A 16,240-nucleotide genomic window follows, 5' to 3' on the forward strand; every position below is an offset into this window, starting at 1 on the left:
CCTACGGCGGGGCGAGGGTGCCCCGCCACTACCCCTATCAGGTGGAGACGTGGCATGGATGACGATCGGGAAATCATGGCCCGCAATCCGCTGTTTCTGGCGGTCACGCGACCTGCACTCTTCGCTGGCATCCCGATCGAGGCAGCCGTCGTCATCCTCCTGTCCTCGGTGATCGTGCTGATCGGGTTCAACAATCCGGTTTACGCAGCGGTCATCGCCGCAGTGCTGTTCGGCATTTCGCGCCTGATCGTGCGACATGACGTCAACGCGTTCCGGCTGATCTTCCTGTGGGGACGCACCAAGGCAGCGAACCGCAACCGCGCCTTCTGGGGCGGGTCCAGCTACACGCCGCTCCCGCTCAAGGGCATCAAGCGCAAGGGGTTCGGCCGCCATGCCTAAAGCGAGCCGCCTGTCCGACCAGGTGCCTATGAAAGTGGCGCTCAAGGAAGTGCTGCCGACCAAGTTCCTGCCCTATGCGCGCCATGTCACTGACGAGGTGGTCGCACTCGATTCCGGCGCCATCATGCTGACGTTCGAGTTACAGGGGCGTGCCTTCGAGACCGCCGACGTGCGCGATCTCAATGACTGGCACGCCAAACTCAATGGCATGCTGCGCAATCTGCACGATGATCGGCTGTCGATCTGGACGCATCTGGTTAGGGCGCGGGTCGAACAATATCCCGGCGGCAATTTCCGCTCCCGCTTTGCGCGCGATCTCGATGCCGCCTATTTTGCGCGGATGAACAAGGAGCGGATGTTCATCAACCGCTTCTTCGTAACCCTGGTGCTGCGCCCAGCCATCCACGGCGCGGACAAGCTGGTCCAGCTCTTCAAGAGCAAAGCCCGTGCGAGCGCAGAGGCAGATACGATCGATGCCGATCTGCTCGAAGCGTTGGAAGACAAGGCGCGTGATTTCGAAAAGCTGATGGACCGCTGCTCGCCGCGCAGACTGGCGATCTACGGCCATAACGGCCTGAAATTCTCCGAAACCATGGAAGTCGCGGAAATGGTGATGACGGGTCGGCATCGCCGGGTTCCGATCATTCGCGGGCACCTTGGCAGTGCGCTATACCGTCAGCGCGTCATCTTCGGCGGCGAGACAGTAGAGGTCCGCGATGCCGATCGCAGCGCGTTTGGCGGCATCTTCGGCATTCGCGAATATCCGGCCTACACCACACCGCGCCAGTTTGAATCGCTGCTCGCCGTCGACTTCGGCTTTGTCCTCACCCAATCCTTCACGTTCCTAGGCCGTGCTGCCGCATCGGAGCGGTTCCGGCTGCGCCAGAAGCAGATGGAAAACGCCGACGATCGTGCCGTCAGCCAGATGCTCGATCTCGAAGACGCCGCCGACGATCTGATGTCGAACCGCTTTGTGCTGGGCGACCATCATTTTACGCTGGCAGTCTATTCCGACAGCCTGAAGGGCCTGCGCGATAATATGTCGATCGCGCGCGCCGCTCTTGCCGATACCGGCATGGTAGCGGCCCGTGAGGGGGCAGCGCTGGAGGCGGCCTATTGGAGCCAGCTTGTCGGCAATTTCGCTTGGCGGGCAAGGCCAGCGCCCATCACCTCGCTCAACTTCGCTGCCTTCTCCCCCTTCCACACTTATCCAGCGGGCCTCGCCACGGGCAATCATTGGGGCGACGCCATCGCCCTCATGAAGACGAGTGCGCGCAGCCCCTATTTCTTCAGCTTCCACAAGCGCGATTTGGGGCACACTTTGGTCATCGGCCCCTCTGGAGGGGGCAAGACTGTCATCGTCAATTTCCTGATGGCGCAGGCAGAAAAGACGGGCGCGAGGCAGATATTCATCGACAAGGATCGCGGCGCGCAGATTTTCGTGCTGGCATCCGGGGGCACATATCTCGCCTTGGCGAATGGGACGCCCACCGGCTTCGCACCGCTAAAGGCACTGGAGAACACTGCCGAAGACCGGACTTGGCTGTCGCTGTTCGTGCGCCAGCTGGTTCGCACGGAGAGCCGCGCGATCTCTGTTCAAGAAGAGCGGATGATCGACGAGGGGATTGCGGCAGTGATGAGGCTGCCGCGTGAAGATCGATCACTCGACGCCTTGCGCACCATGCTGGGCATGGCGGACGCCAGTGGGATCGGCGCGCGTCTGGAGAAGTGGACGGCGCGGGGATCGATGGGGTGGGTCTTCGACAATGCGGCCGACGAAATGACGCTCGATACCCGCTTCATCGGCTTCGACATGACGGACTTTCTCGATAATGGCGAAATCCGCGCGCCGGTGATGCTTTACCTCTTCCACCGGATCGACAAGCTGCTGACGGGCGAGCGCACGATCATCGCCGTCGACGAGTTCTGGAAGGCGTTGGGCGACGAGGCATTTCGCTCCTTCGCTCAGGACGGATTGAAAACTTACCGGAAGCGCAACGCGCTGATGGTGTTTGCCACGCAGTCGCCGGCTGACGCGCTCAAGAGCGATATTGCCCATTCAATTCTTGAACAGGTCGCGACCCAGGTGATGCTACCAAATCCCAAGGGCGCACGCCGCGATTATGTTGACGGGTTCTCGCTGACGGACGCCGAATATCAGCTCATCCGCGATGAGCTTTCCCCGGAATCCCGCAAATTTCTAGTGAAGCAGGGCCATGACAGCGTGGTTGTCGAGCTGGACCTGACCGGCCTCGACGATGAATTGGCTGTGCTGTCGGGCCGCACGGAAACCACCTCCATCGCGATCGAAACCGCTGCCGAATTTGGGCCGGACCCGGCGACCTGGCTCCCGATCTTCCACCAACGTCGCCGCCCAAGCTGAAGGAGAAATGACATGCGTCGTTTGAAGGGTGTCACCATCGCGCTGGCGGGGTCAGCGCTCATGTGCGCCGGGACGGCGCAGGCCCAGCTTGGCACCGGGATCGTGTTCGATCCACGGGCCTTTGCGCAGCAAATCAAGCAACTGGAGCAGGCCCGCCAGGCCATCCTCCAAGGCAAGCAGCAGATCGAGCAGGCGCAATCGCTGTATCGCGATCTTAATAAGGCGACCGACATCAGCAATGTTGCCAACCAGCTCAAGAGCGACATGCTGCGCACAAGCGATGTCTCGTCGTCCAGCCTTGACGGCTACACGAGCGGCAACGTCGATGTCGTAGGCGGCCTGCGCGGCAAGGCGAACGATGTCTATCAGGATCTCATCGGGCGTTCGTCACAAGCCTCCACCGAAAGCGAACGCGCCGCCTATGAGCAGGGCGCACGCGAAGCGGCGGTATCTACCGGCCTTGCCAGCAACGTCGGCGATGCGGTGACAAGCCGCCGCGAAGGGCTGGAAGAGCTTCGCGGCCGCCTTGGCAGTGCGACATCGGCTGCAGAGCGAGCCGATATGTCTGCTCGCCTCCAACTGGAACAGGCGCAGATGATGAACGACCAGATGGCGTTACAAGCAGTGGAGCTTCAGCGCCGTGCGAAGGCTGAGGCTGATTACCAGCGATATGTCGCTTTGCAGCAGTCCGACCGTGCTGATTTCAAAGCTGGGATGGGAATCGATTGATGCCCCTTGTGACTATTCGGTGTTTGGGCATTGCTTTGGCCGTCATGGCGATCGCTGGCTGTACGAAGTCGGAGGAAAAACAGGCTGGCGATGGCCTCCGGTCGGACATGCCCCTTCGTGATGTCGCATTTTATGCCGACCATCGGCCCGAGCGCGGAGAGATGGAAACGGTCTGTGCTCAGTGGAAATCCTCACAGCGGCCGCCTGCAAGTTGGCCATCAATCGTCGTGTCTACCTGCAACAACGTCGATAGCGCCAATGAGCTGCTGAAATCTCGAAAAGACCGAGACGACTTCAAGAAAGGAATGGGTCTCTGACCCAGTTTCCATGCACACCACCGAGTAAGGGGTAGGATAGTGGGAAACCTCTTCCAGACCATGTTCACTTACCTAAACGATGCACTGGCTGGCGTTATCGCTGCCTATGCCGGTGTGGTGGGCTGGATTTCAGGCCCCCTTCGGGTAGGCGTGACAATCTATATTATCTTGCTGGGCCTCGCGATCCTTCGTGGGGCAGTCGAATATCCGTTCCGCGAATTTGTCTATCGTGGGATGAAACTGGCGGCGCTCGTTTTCGCTGTCACGACCTTATACGGCGCATCCGTAAGCCTCTTCACCATGGATGGGCTACCGCGTGACGTAGCGACTGCGGTTGGAGGGCCAAGCGTTAATGGCCTTGGCGACTTCTTCGACCAGATCGTCAGGGGTGCATCCAACACCGTAGTCAAAATTACAGAAATTCAGGACGCCCGAACAGCCGCTGCGGGGAAAAATCTCGTTGGGCTACCAAATAATATAGTCGAGATATTTTTCACCGGAATTTACTGCCTCATTTTAATGGTACTCGCCATTCTATCAGCGGCACTCGGCTTCACCATTTGCGCCTTCGCGCTATTCTCATTGGCACTCTTAGCAGTGGTTGGCCCGATATTCGTTGCGGCACTGCTATTCGAATCGACCCGATCCTTTTTCTTTTCATGGCTTGGATCAGTCATCAACTACGTGATGCTGGTTGCGTTCGCACTCCTCTTAACAATCTTCATCCGTAACACTGGCGAAGATTTCATGAGCCAAGCCTTCACCGGGGACACAAACATTCCGGTCATCGCGATTAGAGCTATCGCATTTTATGTGCTGGGATTCTTCTTTTTCCTCCAAATTCCGGGCCTCGCTGCCGGTCTCGGAGGAGGTGGCGCATCCCTCGCCACGCAGTTCGCGAATGCGGCCACCGGCAATGTTGGGCCCATGATCGGACGCGCGATGTCCAACGCGCCATCGAACGCTGTTGCACGCGCATGGCGCGCGGGCCGCCGTGGCGGCTCAGGAAGCCGTGCCACTGGCGGCACGCTTAGCCGCACCAACTAGCTCGGAGAGATGGAATGAAAATCACATCTGCCTTTGCTGTTCTCGCTATTGCATCCCTGACATCTCCGATGCCAGCAAGCGCGGCGAAGGATGAAAAGCTGGCCCGCTGCAACGGCAAGCATAGGCGTCCAGCGAACCCTTATGGAAGCGTCCTGCCAACGGTCCCGGATCGCTCAGCCAGTCCGGCAGGGCCACCTGTGCCACATGGCACACCCCAAACGCCGGGTGAGCCAAACTCGTCGGCGCCGCCTGCGACAAATCTCTTTCCGTCTGATGCGCCGCCCAATCCCCCGTTGGGAGCCGATACGTCGCGGACTGACAAAGTACCGGCGATCGGTGCGGTAACGACTTCCTCAAGCGCCAGGGCGGCGCTCCCTCCCAAATTTGCGAGCTGCTGATATGGCGATCGGCGTAAGAGATCAGGACGAAGACCTGAAGGCATATTTCGCGGAAGCGGAAAGCTGGGACCGGGACAGGTTCGTTGCCGCTGCGCGGTCGCGCCGGGTGGCATGGATCGTTGCCGGCGTCGCGTCGGCATTGGCTGTCGTCAGCGTGGGATCGGTGATGGCCTTGTCGCCACTCAAAACCGTCGTGCCTTACGTCGTGACAGTGGACCGATCGACGGGGGCAACCGACGTCACGCAGGAGCTGCGCGGCGACAAGACGATCACCTATGACGAGGCGGTTCGCAAATATTTCCTCGCTGACTACGTGCGCAATCGCGAAGGGTGGATTCCTCAAGCGCGGGAAGAGTTCTTCCGTAAGGTGCTGGCCCTATCGAACCGTGAGGAACAGACCCGCTGGACGACCTTCTATCGCAAAGACAACCCGGACTCTCCGCAAAACCAGTTCACGGCCAATGACTCCGTGTTCGTGGCGATCCGCTCGGTAGCGTTCATCTCGCCGAACGTCGCCCAAGTACGGTTCGTCAAACGGCTAGAGCGCGACCAGCAGGTGATCGAGACGCCCGCCATCGCGACGATCACTTTCGATGTGCTGTCGAAGCCGGAAACGGAATCTGGACGATATGCCAACCCGCTAGGATTCCAGGTTAGATCCTATCGGGCCGATGCGGAGGTTCCGACGCGATGAAAACTACGCTTCTCATGGCGACCGCGATCAGCGTGTTCGTATCCTTGCCGGCCATGGCCGAGCAGACACCGCGCCAACTTGGCCCTGACATGCGTATCCGCGAGGTCAACTATACCGACGGCAATGTGATCGCGATCCGCAGCGCCTTCCGCACGGCAACGCAAATCGAATTTGCCGCAGGCGAGGTCATCAAGTTCGTGGCCATGGGCGATACCGTCTCCTGGGAAGTGGCCCCGGCGGAAAATTCGCTGTTCGTGAAGCCGCGTGAGCGTGCTGGGGCTACCAACCTGATCGTCGTCACTGACTTTCAGGGAACCAAGCGTAACTACACGTTCGAGCTGGCGGCTGTAGCGAGCGCTCGATCCGCAGGCACCTTCTTCAAGGTCCGCCTGCGCTATCCCGAATTTGAAGCGCAGGAAGCTCGTCTTGCGGCCCAGCGTGCTCAGCTTACCAAGGCGCTGGAGATGCAGAACGGGGCGATCAAGACCGCCCTCGACATTGGCGTGCTCGAAGGCAAGCGCAACCTCGCTTATCAGGTGCAGGGCGCGTCCGATCTCCAACCGTCGGAGATAAGCGACAACGGGCAATTCACTGTTCTACGCTTCCCGAACCAGCGTGAGATTCCCGCCATCTTCACCGTTAACCCTGACGGGAGCGAGGCAACCGCACCTTTCGACGTGAGAGACGAGTTCGTCGTCATCCACGGCGTTTACAAGGAAATGCGGCTGCGCCGGGGCAAGGTCGTCCTGTGCATCTACAACGAAAATCCCACCTTCTATGGCCGTGATCCGAAAACGGACACGGCATCGGAAGTGGTCGAGCGCACGACGGAGAACTGACGTGACGGACAAAAGATTTGACGTCGATGCGACGCCTGACGTGAACGAAATCGACCGCACACCGGCAGCCGATCGCCCGAACCGCATTCCTTCCCTCAACGCCGTCCAGTGGGACAATAAGAAGATGATCGTTGGCGCAGCGCTGGGAGGCGCGGCCATCTTCACCATCCTGACCCTCATCACAGGTTCGGGTGGCAACAACCAAGCCATCCAAGCCAAACGAAAGGCGCCCCCTGCTGCGGCAGAAGCCCCCTATGATCCTAACACGGTCATTGCACCCACGCTGGCGACAGCGCCACGCGATCCCAATGCTCCGGTCCAGCTAGCCGGCGATCAGGTGCCGGCGATCGGACCTGACGGCCAACCTATCACGCCCTATGGCGCGTCAGGTGGACAGCAAAGTCGGCAGGCAGGCGAAGCTGAGCGCCGCGCCAATGAAGCACGCCAGCTCAGCGACAATGCGCGCCGGTCGACACTAATTGCCTACAACGCCAATCAAAGTTTGGCGCGCCCTCAAGACGATGGTCGCGCTGATTTGCCGCCATCCCCAGGCGGGTCGGATAATAGTCGACCGTCTGCCACGAAGCTGGACGGCCTGAAGCAAACTTCCTCGATCAGCACGGCCTCTGCGCGGATGATCGGGGACCGCAACTATCTCGTTACCGCTGGCGCCATCCTGCCGTGTACTCTTCAGACCGCGATGGATAGCAGCGTGCCAGGCTATACGACCTGCATCATCCCGCGCGACATCTATTCGGACAACGGCCGTGTCGTGCTGCTCGAAAAGGGGACGCGCGTATTCGGCGAGTACCAAGGCGGATTGCAGCGCGGCCAAAATCGCCTCTTCGCCATGTGGACCCGTGCAGTGACACCGCGCGGTGTTGCCATCGACATTGGCTCGCCTGCTTCCGATCCAGTCGGCCGTTCCGGCATCACGGGCAAGATCGATCGCTTCTTCTGGCAACGCTTCGGTGCCGCGATGCTCTTCAGTGTGCTTGATGCTGGCGGTCAGATTGCAGGCCAGGCCGTCAGCCCCGCTGGCTCCACCGTCTTCCGCACTCCCGGCGACACGACATCGCAGGTGTTGCAGGACACCCAACAGATACGGCCGATCGTACGCGTGAACCAAGGGACGGAACTGGCCATCACCGTGGCCAAGGACTTCGATTTCTCGCAGGTCTATGGGCTGAGCCTCAAATGACCTCGGCGGCGTTCCGCAACACAGCGATCCTCGATCACGCCGTTCGCCCGCTCCGCCGCTTTCTCGACGATGACGATGTAACTGAAGTCGTCATCAATGAGCCGGAAATCATCGGCATCGAGCGCCGGGGTGGATGGACGTGGGAGCGCGAAGGCGCATTGACCCTTGAATCGCTCAACCAACTGGCTCGGGCAGCAGCAGCGTTCACATCGCAGGATGTATCGCGCGAAACCCCAATCTGCTCGACCATTTTTCCAACCGGCGAACGTGTCCAGCTGGTGCTTCCACCTGTAGTTCCCGACGGGACAGTATCGATCACGGTGCGCAAGCCATCCACGAAAACGATGTCGATGGCCGATTTCGAGGCGAGCGGCCTGTTCGCTGATACGAAAGTGGCAAGCAAGCGGGTCAGCAGCGTTGAAGAGCGGCTTCAGGGGCTCCTCCACGCCGGTAGGCATGTCGAGTTTTTCGAGCTGGCCGTGCGGAGCCGTCTCAATATCTTGATCTCGGGTGCTACCGGCTCGGGCAAGACCACCTTTTCCAAGGGTCTCATCAAGCTGATCCCGGAAAACGAACGGCTTCTGACGATCGAGGATACCCGAGAGCTGGTCGTACCTCACAAGAACGTCGTCCATATGATTTACAGCAAGGATGGCACTGGAACGGCGAAGGTGACGGCCAAGGAGCTGCTGGAAAGCGCCTTGCGCATGCGGCCCGATCGCATTCTGCTTCAGGAGCTACGCGACGGAACAGCCTTCTTCTATCTCCGCAACGTCAACAGCGGACATCCTGGGTCGATCACCACAATCCATGCGGACTCCGCCGAACTGGCGTTCGAGCAACTGACACTGCTTGTCAAAGAAAGCGAGGGAGGCTCCGATCTGGCTCGCGAGGACATTCGTTCGCTATTGAAGATCCTCGTCGATGTGGTCGTCCAGATGAAGAAGGTCGACGGCCAATTCCGCATGACCGAAATCTATTATGATCCGGCAGGCCGCCATGCCGCCTAATAGAAAGGCGATCCTCGCCATCGGCGTGCCGCTCGCACTGATACTGGCCTTTGCCATCGGGTCGGTCGTGGCCTGGCTCTATCTCGATCTGCCAAGCGCAAAATTCGACCCTTTCAGGATGCCGGCATTCTTCTGGTATTATCGGCATGATCCAGTCGTCCTGAAGGCGCTGGGTGCCGGCATGGTCGTCGGGCTGGTTCTGGCCGGGATCATGTTGTGGTGGCTCGCCCGACGAAAGCCGCCCCTCCATGGCGCAGCACGCTTCGCCAAGGAGAGCGAGATCCGCCGCGCGGGGTTTCGCGCAGACAATGGGATCGTCCTTGGCAAGCGGGCAGGCAAATTCCTCACCTTCGGCGGGAGCGAACATGCGATCGTTGAAGCCCCTACCCGCTCCGGCAAGGGCGTCGGCATTGTCATTCCCAATTTGCTCTCATGGCAGGATTCCGTCGTCGTTCTCGACGTGAAGAGAGAGAATTGGGATGCGACAGCCGGCTTCAGGCAGAAGCACGGCCAAGCCGTTTACCTGTTTAATCCAACCGATCCAGAGGGACGGACAGCGCGTTACAATCCCTTGGGTTACATCAACCGGGGTGATCCCGATCAGGTCGTGATCGAGCTTCAGAAGATCGCCACCATGTTGTTCGTACCGCCTGAACGCGGGGAACCCTTCTGGACGGATTCCGCGCGGACCGCATTTGTTGGCGTAGGCGCATATCTCGCGGTTGCCGATCAGACGTTCACGATCGGCGGCATCTACCGTTTGATGACAAACGGCGACACGCGCGGTTTCTTCCGCCGTGTGCTGGATGATCGGTCGCTGACGCTTTCCCAAGGTTGCCGCAACGCGCTGGCCGACTTCACTTCGGCCGCCGACAATACCTTTGCCGGCATCGTGCAGACCGTGACATCGAAACTGAGCCTCTGGCTTAATCCGCGCGTCGATGCGGCAACCCAAGAGTGCGATTTCGACCTGCGCGCTCTGCGCACAAAGCCGATGTCGATCTACCTAGGCGTGTCGCCGGATGAGCTGGATCGGGTTGCCCCCCTCTATAATCTGCTGTTCCAGCAGCTCATTGACCTGAATGTCCGCGCGCTGCCTGACGCAAGCACGCCGCATCAGGTTCTGGTCATTCTCGACGAGTTCGCGCGTATCGGCCGTGCTCAGGTGATCGCCAGCGCATTCTCCTATGTGGCGGGCTACGGCATCCGCCTGCTTCCGGTCATCCAGTCACGGTCCCAGCTCCGCGCCGTTTATGGCGAGCATGTGGCGAACGAAATCGTAGCCAATTGCGGTGTGGAGGTCGCTTTCACGCCGAAGGAATTGCGGGTCGCCAACGAGCTGTCTGAGCGGATTGGATATGTGGGCCAGGAGGCAATCACCAAATCGCTCACGATACATGGCATATTGGCGAACCGTTCTAAGTCCATGTCCGACCAGCGCCGCGCGCTGCTCCTCCCCCAGGAACTGATGCAGTTCCCGCAGGAAGAATTGATTCTGCTGCGAGGCGGCATCCCTCCCATCCACGGCGATAAGATCCGCTACTATGCAGATGGCCTATTCCGCAGCCGCGTCATGGCAGCCCCAGAGGTCGCGATGATCCCGCGGATCATACATGATGACGAGGATCTCCCCGGCTGTGTCGAACCCACGTTCGACCAGCTTACCGACCCCGACCCGATGGAGTTCGCAATGGACTGCATCGTCATCCAGGACTTGCCCGACATGCTCATCGACGTGGCGGCCGAGCAGCGCGGAAGCGAACGTGTAGGTGTGATCGAACAGGAGCATTAACATGGTGGACCGGACCGACAATATTGAAGCCGAGGGCGATCGGCGCAGGCGGCAGATGGAAATACCGGCTGACTTGGAAAGCCGTTTCCTACGTGTCGGCGACAAGCTCTATCGCAGCGCGCATGATAAGGAGCCGGTCGCGACCATTACCGCCGATCGCATCAAGGCCAAGGATCAGGCCGCTCTTCCTGATCTCATCAGGCTCGCCAAGGAGAACGGTTGGACATCCCTAAAGATCAGCGGCGACGAAGAGTTCAAACGTGCAGCGTTTCTCGCCGCTTCTGCCCAAGGCCTGCAAATTGACGACTATTCACCAGATTCCAAAACGCAGGCTGCCGCAGACCGTGAACTGGCGCGTCAGGCAGGAAAGCCAGCCCCGACCGCGCAGGCGCCTCGCACTGCCAACCAGTCACGGGACACCAATGAACAGCCCGACCCACGCAGGGATCTTGCCGAGCGCTTTCGTCGCCAAACCGATGTTCAGAACGCCAAAGACCCCGAATTGCGTAAAGCCCAAAGCCATGTTGCTCTCGCCATGGCCATAGCGATTGAACGCTTTCCCAGCGAGCCATTGCGGCAGCACGAGTTCATCGCTGAACGCAAGGAAGATGTCGCTGCGCGCATCGGGCGTGGGGAGACAATCTCAGGTGTTGAGGTGAAGGCTCGACAGGATCAGCGAGTGCGGGAGATGGCCCAAGACCAGATATTGCAGAAGTCGCGCTCGATCGGGGGCCGATAGGGTGTGCCACATGGCACACCCGTTAGTCTTTAAACGGCAGCTCGGCGCCCATTCCCGCCGCTCAAAGCTCCGAGGGTTGCGCCCGAAAGCAGACGTTACGCAGCTTGGCGCCTCAACCGGTCCCTCCGGAGGCGTCCGGCGCAGCGTTAGCAGCAGTATCCTGAGCCTTTCCGGTCGGCGGCCCATCCTGCGCGACGCTCATTGCCGTCAGATAATCGACGATAGCCGGAATGTCCTTGTCCGCCACGGGAGCCTTGTAGACATCCTTCATCTTGGTGACCGTGGCCTTCCACTGGTCCGCTGAAAGCACGGGCTGGGTCATCGCCATGCTGGCCGAATGGCAGGACGTGCAGTTCGCATTGATGACATCGGCATGAGGGCCATCGGGATATTGCTGCTCATCGATAGGAAGATCGACAGTATCCGAGGTCAGGGTAAAGCCGTTCACGGAAATGCTGCTGGGCGCAGGGCCAGTCGATTGTGGCTCGGGCGGCGGGGAATAGCTGCCGGGTGGTCCCACCATCATGAGGGTGAAGACAGTGACGCCGAGCAGTCCGGCGGCCAGCATGCCTGGGGTTGGCGCTTTCATGCCAGAGCTCCTTATGCCGTCACGATGGTGGTGGTTTCGATATTGCCGCGCATAAAACCGCCGGGGTTCCAGATCGGCGCCATCGGCTGTGCGACGCCTGCAGTGTTCCAGCAGCGCGACATGAGCGCAGTCTGTCCGGGGCCGGGCAAGGGAACCTGCGCGTCCCACCGCCGGAAACTGTATTTGCCATGATCCGGACCCAGCTTCGTCGCGAACCAGTGGCGGCCGCCATCAGTGGACACATCGACCCGCGCCACGCCGCAGTCACCCCCCATGGCGATACCGCCGAGCGGGATTGAAGCCTCGTGTGCGATCCGCTGACCTTCGCCCAGACTGGTGACCCACGAACGCGGGATCATGCGGTTGATCGGAACGGTCGGGAAGTCCTTGGCGCCGGGCTTTACATTGGCGCCGGGCGTTGCCGGGATCTTGTAGGCTTTGGCCATCCAATATTCATCGTCAGGCCCAGGCAGGACCTCGATGTCGTTCAGCATCTTGACCCAATAGGTGGAATACCAGCCCGGCACGATCAGCCGGATCGGAAAGCCGTTGAGAAGCGGCAACTGCATCCCGTTCATGCCGAAGGCGATCATCACTTCGCCGTCGCGGGCATGATCGATGTCTAGCGCCTTCTCGAAGTCCGGGGCACCTGCAACCACGGGTTGATCAAGCGCCCCGAAACGAACCTGGACGGCCCCCGCCTTCACCCCGGCCAGATCGAGCACATCGCGCAGGCGCACCCCGAGCCACTTTGCATTGCCCATCGCACCGTTGCCCCACTGCGCGCCGGGGACGCGGGGCTGGAACAGCCCGCGCGAATTGCCCGAGCACTGGTTCACCGCGGCCATCTCGACCCGTGGTAGGCGCATAAGCTGTTCGAGGCTGATCGCGATCGGCTTGTTGACATGACCTCGCACGTTGAGGCGGAAGGCATCGACGTCGATCGAGGTCGGGATGTCCGCCCAATGCCAGCGCACGAAGAACTGGTCATTGGGGGTGAACACATCTCGGTCGAACACATCCATCGGCGTTTCCAGCAACGGCGGATGGACGCGCTGGAGGATCATGCTGCCCTTGCCAGGAAAAGCGCTCGTCATCGGGCGCTGCGCATTGCCGCCGGGCAGATGCAGGTCGGTCAGACCCTGCGTGATGCCTTGCGCCAGAGCGGGCGCGGCGGCGATAGCTGCCCCGCCGAGAGCGGCATTCTGCAGGAAACGGCGGCGGCTTGTTTCGGCCGCGAGCTCGGCATCCAGTCTGTCCATGGTCGTATCCTCTCGGGCAAAATGGTGGCGGGTGCTGCTGTGAGAAGCAAGCGATCAGAACGCTGTGACTGATCGCAATGCCCGATCAGTTTGTGGCGGCGATACAGGGCGATACGAACAGATTGCCGCGCCATCCGCCAATCAGGGTCTTGGCGGCGACCACCATCCACATCAGGGCGAGCGCCAGGGTCAGAACGGTGCCGACGATACCGAAGAAGGCAAGGTGCAGGGTCGTGCCAAGGCGAAAGGTTGCGACGGTGAAGACGCCTAGCGGGAAGGTGTAGCCCCACCAGCCAAGGTTGAACGGGATACCTGCCCGCCAGTAGCGCCAGGTGATGAGCGAGGCGAGTGCCAGCCACCAGAGGCCAAACCCCCAGAGCAACAGGCCGGCGATTGTGCCGATACCCTGAGCGACATCGCCGACATCTGCCAGCCCATGCGCAGCCATGATCGCAGGGGCATCGCCGCCCAAAACCAGCATGCCCAGCGCGCCGGTGCCAATCGGGCCAAGTGCCAGCCAACTTGATGCGGCCATGCCCTCATGCGGCAGCTTGTGCAGCGCCATGCGCAGGATCAGCAATGCCAGGATGCTGAAAGCTACCGGGACCGAATAGGCCCACAGGATGTAGGACGTGACGAGCATCCCGAACTGCGCGCTGCCTTGCGCCAGATGCGGCGCCAACAGTCCTCCGCTGGCAGCGGTCACTTCGGCGGCCACGACCGGCAGCAGCCATACCGCCGTCATGCCGTCGAGCGAATGCTGGTGGCGCGTGAACATGAAGTACGGGATCAGCACACCGCAGCTCACCGCCATGGCGGCGTCGATCCACCACAAGACCGTGGCGACAGGCACGATGCCCTCGCCAAACCGCGCGATACCGAATGCGAGGCAGCCGTTGATGATCGTGGCGAGGCCCATGGGGATCGTGCCGATGAACATCGATACGGTATTGTGCCCGAAGATGCGCCGGGCTTCGTGGCCGAACAGGATCCAGCGGGCGGTATAGAGCGCGGTGAAAAGGCTGAAGAGCCCGATGTTGAAGAACCACAGCACTTCTCCCACCGGCTTGAGCGAAGCGCCGATGCCCGGCACCTGCGGCAGAGCCAGCGCGAGAATGCCGGTGCCCATGGTGGCCGCAAACCAGTTGGGCGTGAACTGGCGGATCATCTCGCGCGGGTGATCGAGCCGGCTGAGTGGGCGCATCCCTTCGAGGATGGGCTTGATATCCGCGGTCATCATCCAAACTCCTTGACCAGTTCGGTCAGCGCGTCGGCCGCCCGAGTGCGATACCGCTCCTTGTGGCGTAACGCTTCAAATGGACGGGCAGGCATCGCGAGCGGCAATTCGTGAAGATGCCCCGCGGCAAGCGCGCGGCGCACCACCAGTTCGGACAGGACCGCGACGCCCGCGCCGGCCTCGACAGCAGAACGAACCGCTTCGTTGGACGGCAGCGTCATGGCGATGTTGAGGCCTGCCGGATCGATGCCTCGCTGTCGCAGGACGTCCTCGAAACTCGATCGTGTGCCGGATCCGTGCTCCCGCACAATCCAGTTGGCGCTGCGCACCCAGTCCTCGTCGATGGCATCAACAGCCTGCCCCGAGATCAGCAGCATCCGGTCCTCGCCGACTTTCCAGTGGGCGAGTGCGGGCTGGTCGATCGAACCTTCGACAAAGCCCAGTTCCGCGCGGCCATCCAGTACCCGCGCTGCCGCACCTTCGGTGTTGTCGATTGCCAATTCGACGCGGATCGCGGGGTGCCGGCTGTGAAATTGGGCCAGGCGTGAGGGCAACCAGTAGCTGGCTATGGTCTGGCTGGCGACAAGGCGAAGGGTTCCGCGCTTCAGACCACCGAACTCGGCAAGCGTCAGCTCCGCCGTTGCGGCGCGGCCAAGGACGGCGCGTGCTTCGTCGAGGAACATGCGACCCGCCTCGGTCAGTTCAATGCCGCGGCCTACGCGGTTGAATAGCGGCACGTCGTGCCTAGCTTCCAGCGTGGCAATCGCGGCGCTGGCGGCCGACTGGGTCACGCCCAGTGCCTCGGCGGCCCGTGTCATATGTTCGCGTTCGGCAACGCCTACGAAGATGCGTAATTGTTCAAGGGTCATGGTGATCTCCTGTCACCATTGATACCGCAGGCCGATCAATCACTCCAACGCATTGATTGTATCATTCCAATCATAATGGGAGATCATTCGATCAGGACGTTCTTGGCGGCCGCCAGCGCGCTCGCGATCCGTTGGCCGACATCAGGATTGGTGCAGACATTGGCCGGACTGGGGTGGGGCATAGTGATGATCGATACGTCGGGCCGTGCCTCTTCGATGAGCGCTTTCGCCTCCGCCGCCACCCGTCCCGCCAAGATACAGACCCGCACGCACGGCAGTCTCGCAAGCAGGCCGGGGAGCGTTGCGAGGCCCTTGGCAATCTCTGCGCGGCGCAGTGCGCGATTGCGGGCGCCGGGAACGTGGACGATCCAGGGCACGCAGTTCCACTGAACTACGTCGTTTCGGCCAATGTCTGCTGCCTCAAGGTAGCGGCGAAGGTTCCGAGCAGTGCCTGACGGGTTGTCCCGCGACACGAAGCGAGTGCGATCGGGCCCGGGTCCCGGCGTCTCAAGAAGCAGGAGAAGGCGCGCGTCTATGCCGCCATCGAACGGGTCGAAATGCGGCACCGGGTGTCCTGCGCCAACGAGCCCCTCACGCCATATCTCCAGCGGTGCGATGTGCGGCTTACCAAGTGCTGCGCTGCGTTCGGCGATCAACGCGGGATCATCCAGCCAGACCATTGATCGTCAAATCCTATTGAAACTACAAAAACCATCGGTTGGATCGATGGCGAGT

15 protein-coding genes are annotated in these 16,240 nt (G+C 60.9%); 10 read left to right on the top strand and 5 right to left on the bottom strand.

What is annotated here, in order from left to right:
- Window positions 1-54 precede the first annotated feature (54 nt).
- From K9B33_RS20500 to K9B33_RS20545, 10 genes are all read left to right on the top strand, one after another.
- Window positions 55-399, top strand: a complete 345-nt coding sequence (locus K9B33_RS20500; RefSeq protein WP_164546165.1) for a type IV secretion system protein VirB3 — start codon at window positions 55-57, stop codon at window positions 397-399.
- Window positions 392-2,782 carry a VirB4 family type IV secretion/conjugal transfer ATPase gene (locus tag K9B33_RS20505; protein ID WP_224550970.1) on the top strand — a complete coding sequence of 797 codons (2,391 nt, stop codon included), beginning with the start codon at window positions 392-394 and terminating at the stop codon, window positions 2,780-2,782. The genes K9B33_RS20500 and K9B33_RS20505 overlap by 8 nt, the downstream gene beginning before the upstream one ends.
- 12 nt (window positions 2,783-2,794) lie before the next feature.
- On the top strand, window positions 2,795-3,511 hold the full coding sequence (locus K9B33_RS20510) for a type IV secretion system protein (RefSeq protein ID WP_224550971.1): 717 nt from the start codon (window positions 2,795-2,797) through the stop codon (window positions 3,509-3,511).
- 356 nt (window positions 3,512-3,867) lie between these two features.
- Window positions 3,868-4,875, top strand: coding sequence for a type IV secretion system protein (locus K9B33_RS20515; protein ID WP_224550972.1), 1,008 nt, complete (start codon window positions 3,868-3,870; stop codon window positions 4,873-4,875).
- Between the two features lie 399 nt (window positions 4,876-5,274).
- Window positions 5,275-5,967 (top strand): virB8 family protein, encoded by a 693-nt coding sequence (locus K9B33_RS20520; protein ID WP_224550973.1) that lies wholly within the window; start codon window positions 5,275-5,277, stop codon window positions 5,965-5,967.
- Window positions 5,964-6,806, top strand: a complete 843-nt coding sequence (locus K9B33_RS20525; protein WP_224550974.1) for a TrbG/VirB9 family P-type conjugative transfer protein — start codon at window positions 5,964-5,966, stop codon at window positions 6,804-6,806. Before K9B33_RS20520 ends, K9B33_RS20525 begins: the two co-directional genes overlap by 4 nt.
- A 1-nt stretch (window position 6,807) precedes the next feature.
- A complete protein-coding gene (virB10, locus tag K9B33_RS23200; protein WP_224550975.1) occupies window positions 6,808-8,007 on the top strand; it encodes a type IV secretion system protein VirB10 in 1,200 nt (399 codons plus the stop codon).
- On the top strand, window positions 8,004-9,017 hold the full coding sequence (virB11, locus tag K9B33_RS20535) for a P-type DNA transfer ATPase VirB11 (protein ID WP_224550976.1): 1,014 nt from the start codon (window positions 8,004-8,006) through the stop codon (window positions 9,015-9,017). The genes virB10 and virB11 overlap by 4 nt, the downstream gene beginning before the upstream one ends.
- On the top strand, window positions 8,989-10,809 hold the full coding sequence (locus K9B33_RS20540; protein WP_224550977.1) for a type IV secretory system conjugative DNA transfer family protein: 1,821 nt from the start codon (window positions 8,989-8,991) through the stop codon (window positions 10,807-10,809). Before virB11 ends, K9B33_RS20540 begins: the two co-directional genes overlap by 29 nt.
- Window position 10,810: 1 nt before the next feature.
- Window positions 10,811-11,548, top strand: coding sequence for an LPD7 domain-containing protein (locus K9B33_RS20545; RefSeq protein WP_224550978.1), 738 nt, complete (start codon window positions 10,811-10,813; stop codon window positions 11,546-11,548).
- Between the two features lie 112 nt (window positions 11,549-11,660).
- Here K9B33_RS20545 and K9B33_RS20550 read toward each other — a convergent pair whose 3' ends face one another.
- The 5 genes from K9B33_RS20550 to K9B33_RS20570 all read right to left on the bottom strand — a co-directional run bounded on the left by K9B33_RS20550 (window position 11,661) and on the right by K9B33_RS20570 (window position 16,185).
- Window positions 11,661-12,137 carry a hypothetical protein gene (locus tag K9B33_RS20550; RefSeq protein ID WP_224550979.1) on the bottom strand — a complete coding sequence of 159 codons (477 nt, stop codon included), beginning with the start codon at window positions 12,135-12,137 and terminating at the stop codon, window positions 11,661-11,663.
- 11 nt (window positions 12,138-12,148) lie between these two features.
- The gene (locus K9B33_RS20555) at window positions 12,149-13,399 is read right to left on the bottom strand and encodes a molybdopterin-dependent oxidoreductase (RefSeq protein ID WP_224550980.1); all 1,251 of its coding nucleotides are present in this window, start codon (window positions 13,397-13,399) and stop codon (window positions 12,149-12,151) included.
- 85 nt (window positions 13,400-13,484) lie between these two features.
- The gene (locus K9B33_RS20560) at window positions 13,485-14,639 is read right to left on the bottom strand and encodes a TDT family transporter (RefSeq protein WP_224550981.1); all 1,155 of its coding nucleotides are present in this window, start codon (window positions 14,637-14,639) and stop codon (window positions 13,485-13,487) included.
- Window positions 14,636-15,505 (bottom strand): LysR family transcriptional regulator, encoded by an 870-nt coding sequence (locus tag K9B33_RS20565; RefSeq protein WP_224550982.1) that lies wholly within the window; start codon window positions 15,503-15,505, stop codon window positions 14,636-14,638. Before K9B33_RS20565 ends, K9B33_RS20560 begins: the two co-directional genes overlap by 4 nt.
- Window positions 15,506-15,588: 83 nt before the next feature.
- Window positions 15,589-16,185, bottom strand: a complete 597-nt coding sequence (locus K9B33_RS20570) for a uracil-DNA glycosylase (protein ID WP_224550983.1) — start codon at window positions 16,183-16,185, stop codon at window positions 15,589-15,591.
- Between the last annotated feature and the right edge of the window lie 55 nt (window positions 16,186-16,240).

Source organism: Sphingobium sp. 3R8 (assembly GCF_020166615.1).
Lineage (GTDB): Bacteria > Pseudomonadota > Alphaproteobacteria > Sphingomonadales > Sphingomonadaceae > Sphingobium > Sphingobium bisphenolicum.

What these genes read in the sequence shown, in the direction of transcription:
- K9B33_RS20525 (WP_224550974.1), top strand. Translation starts at nt 5,964, where the DNA reads ATGAAAACTACGCTTCTCATGGCGACCGCGATCAGCGTGTTCGTATCC.
- K9B33_RS20510 (WP_224550971.1), top strand. Translation starts at nt 2,795, where the DNA reads ATGCGTCGTTTGAAGGGTGTCACCATCGCGCTGGCGGGGTCAGCGCTC.
- K9B33_RS20500 (WP_164546165.1), top strand. Translation starts at nt 55, where the DNA reads ATGGATGACGATCGGGAAATCATGGCCCGCAATCCGCTGTTTCTGGCG.
- K9B33_RS20560 (WP_224550981.1), bottom strand. Translation starts at nt 14,639, where the DNA reads ATGATGACCGCGGATATCAAGCCCATCCTCGAAGGGATGCGCCCACTC.
- K9B33_RS20550 (WP_224550979.1), bottom strand. Translation starts at nt 12,137, where the DNA reads ATGAAAGCGCCAACCCCAGGCATGCTGGCCGCCGGACTGCTCGGCGTC.
- K9B33_RS20570 (WP_224550983.1), bottom strand. Translation starts at nt 16,185, where the DNA reads ATGGTCTGGCTGGATGATCCCGCGTTGATCGCCGAACGCAGCGCAGCA.
- virB11 (WP_224550976.1), top strand. Translation starts at nt 8,004, where the DNA reads ATGACCTCGGCGGCGTTCCGCAACACAGCGATCCTCGATCACGCCGTT.
- K9B33_RS20520 (WP_224550973.1), top strand. Translation starts at nt 5,275, where the DNA reads ATGGCGATCGGCGTAAGAGATCAGGACGAAGACCTGAAGGCATATTTC.
- K9B33_RS20505 (WP_224550970.1), top strand. Translation starts at nt 392, where the DNA reads ATGCCTAAAGCGAGCCGCCTGTCCGACCAGGTGCCTATGAAAGTGGCG.
- K9B33_RS20555 (WP_224550980.1), bottom strand. Translation starts at nt 13,399, where the DNA reads ATGGACAGACTGGATGCCGAGCTCGCGGCCGAAACAAGCCGCCGCCGT.
- K9B33_RS20565 (WP_224550982.1), bottom strand. Translation starts at nt 15,505, where the DNA reads ATGACCCTTGAACAATTACGCATCTTCGTAGGCGTTGCCGAACGCGAA.
- K9B33_RS20540 (WP_224550977.1), top strand. Translation starts at nt 8,989, where the DNA reads ATGATCCGGCAGGCCGCCATGCCGCCTAATAGAAAGGCGATCCTCGCC.
- K9B33_RS20545 (WP_224550978.1), top strand. Translation starts at nt 10,811, where the DNA reads ATGGTGGACCGGACCGACAATATTGAAGCCGAGGGCGATCGGCGCAGG.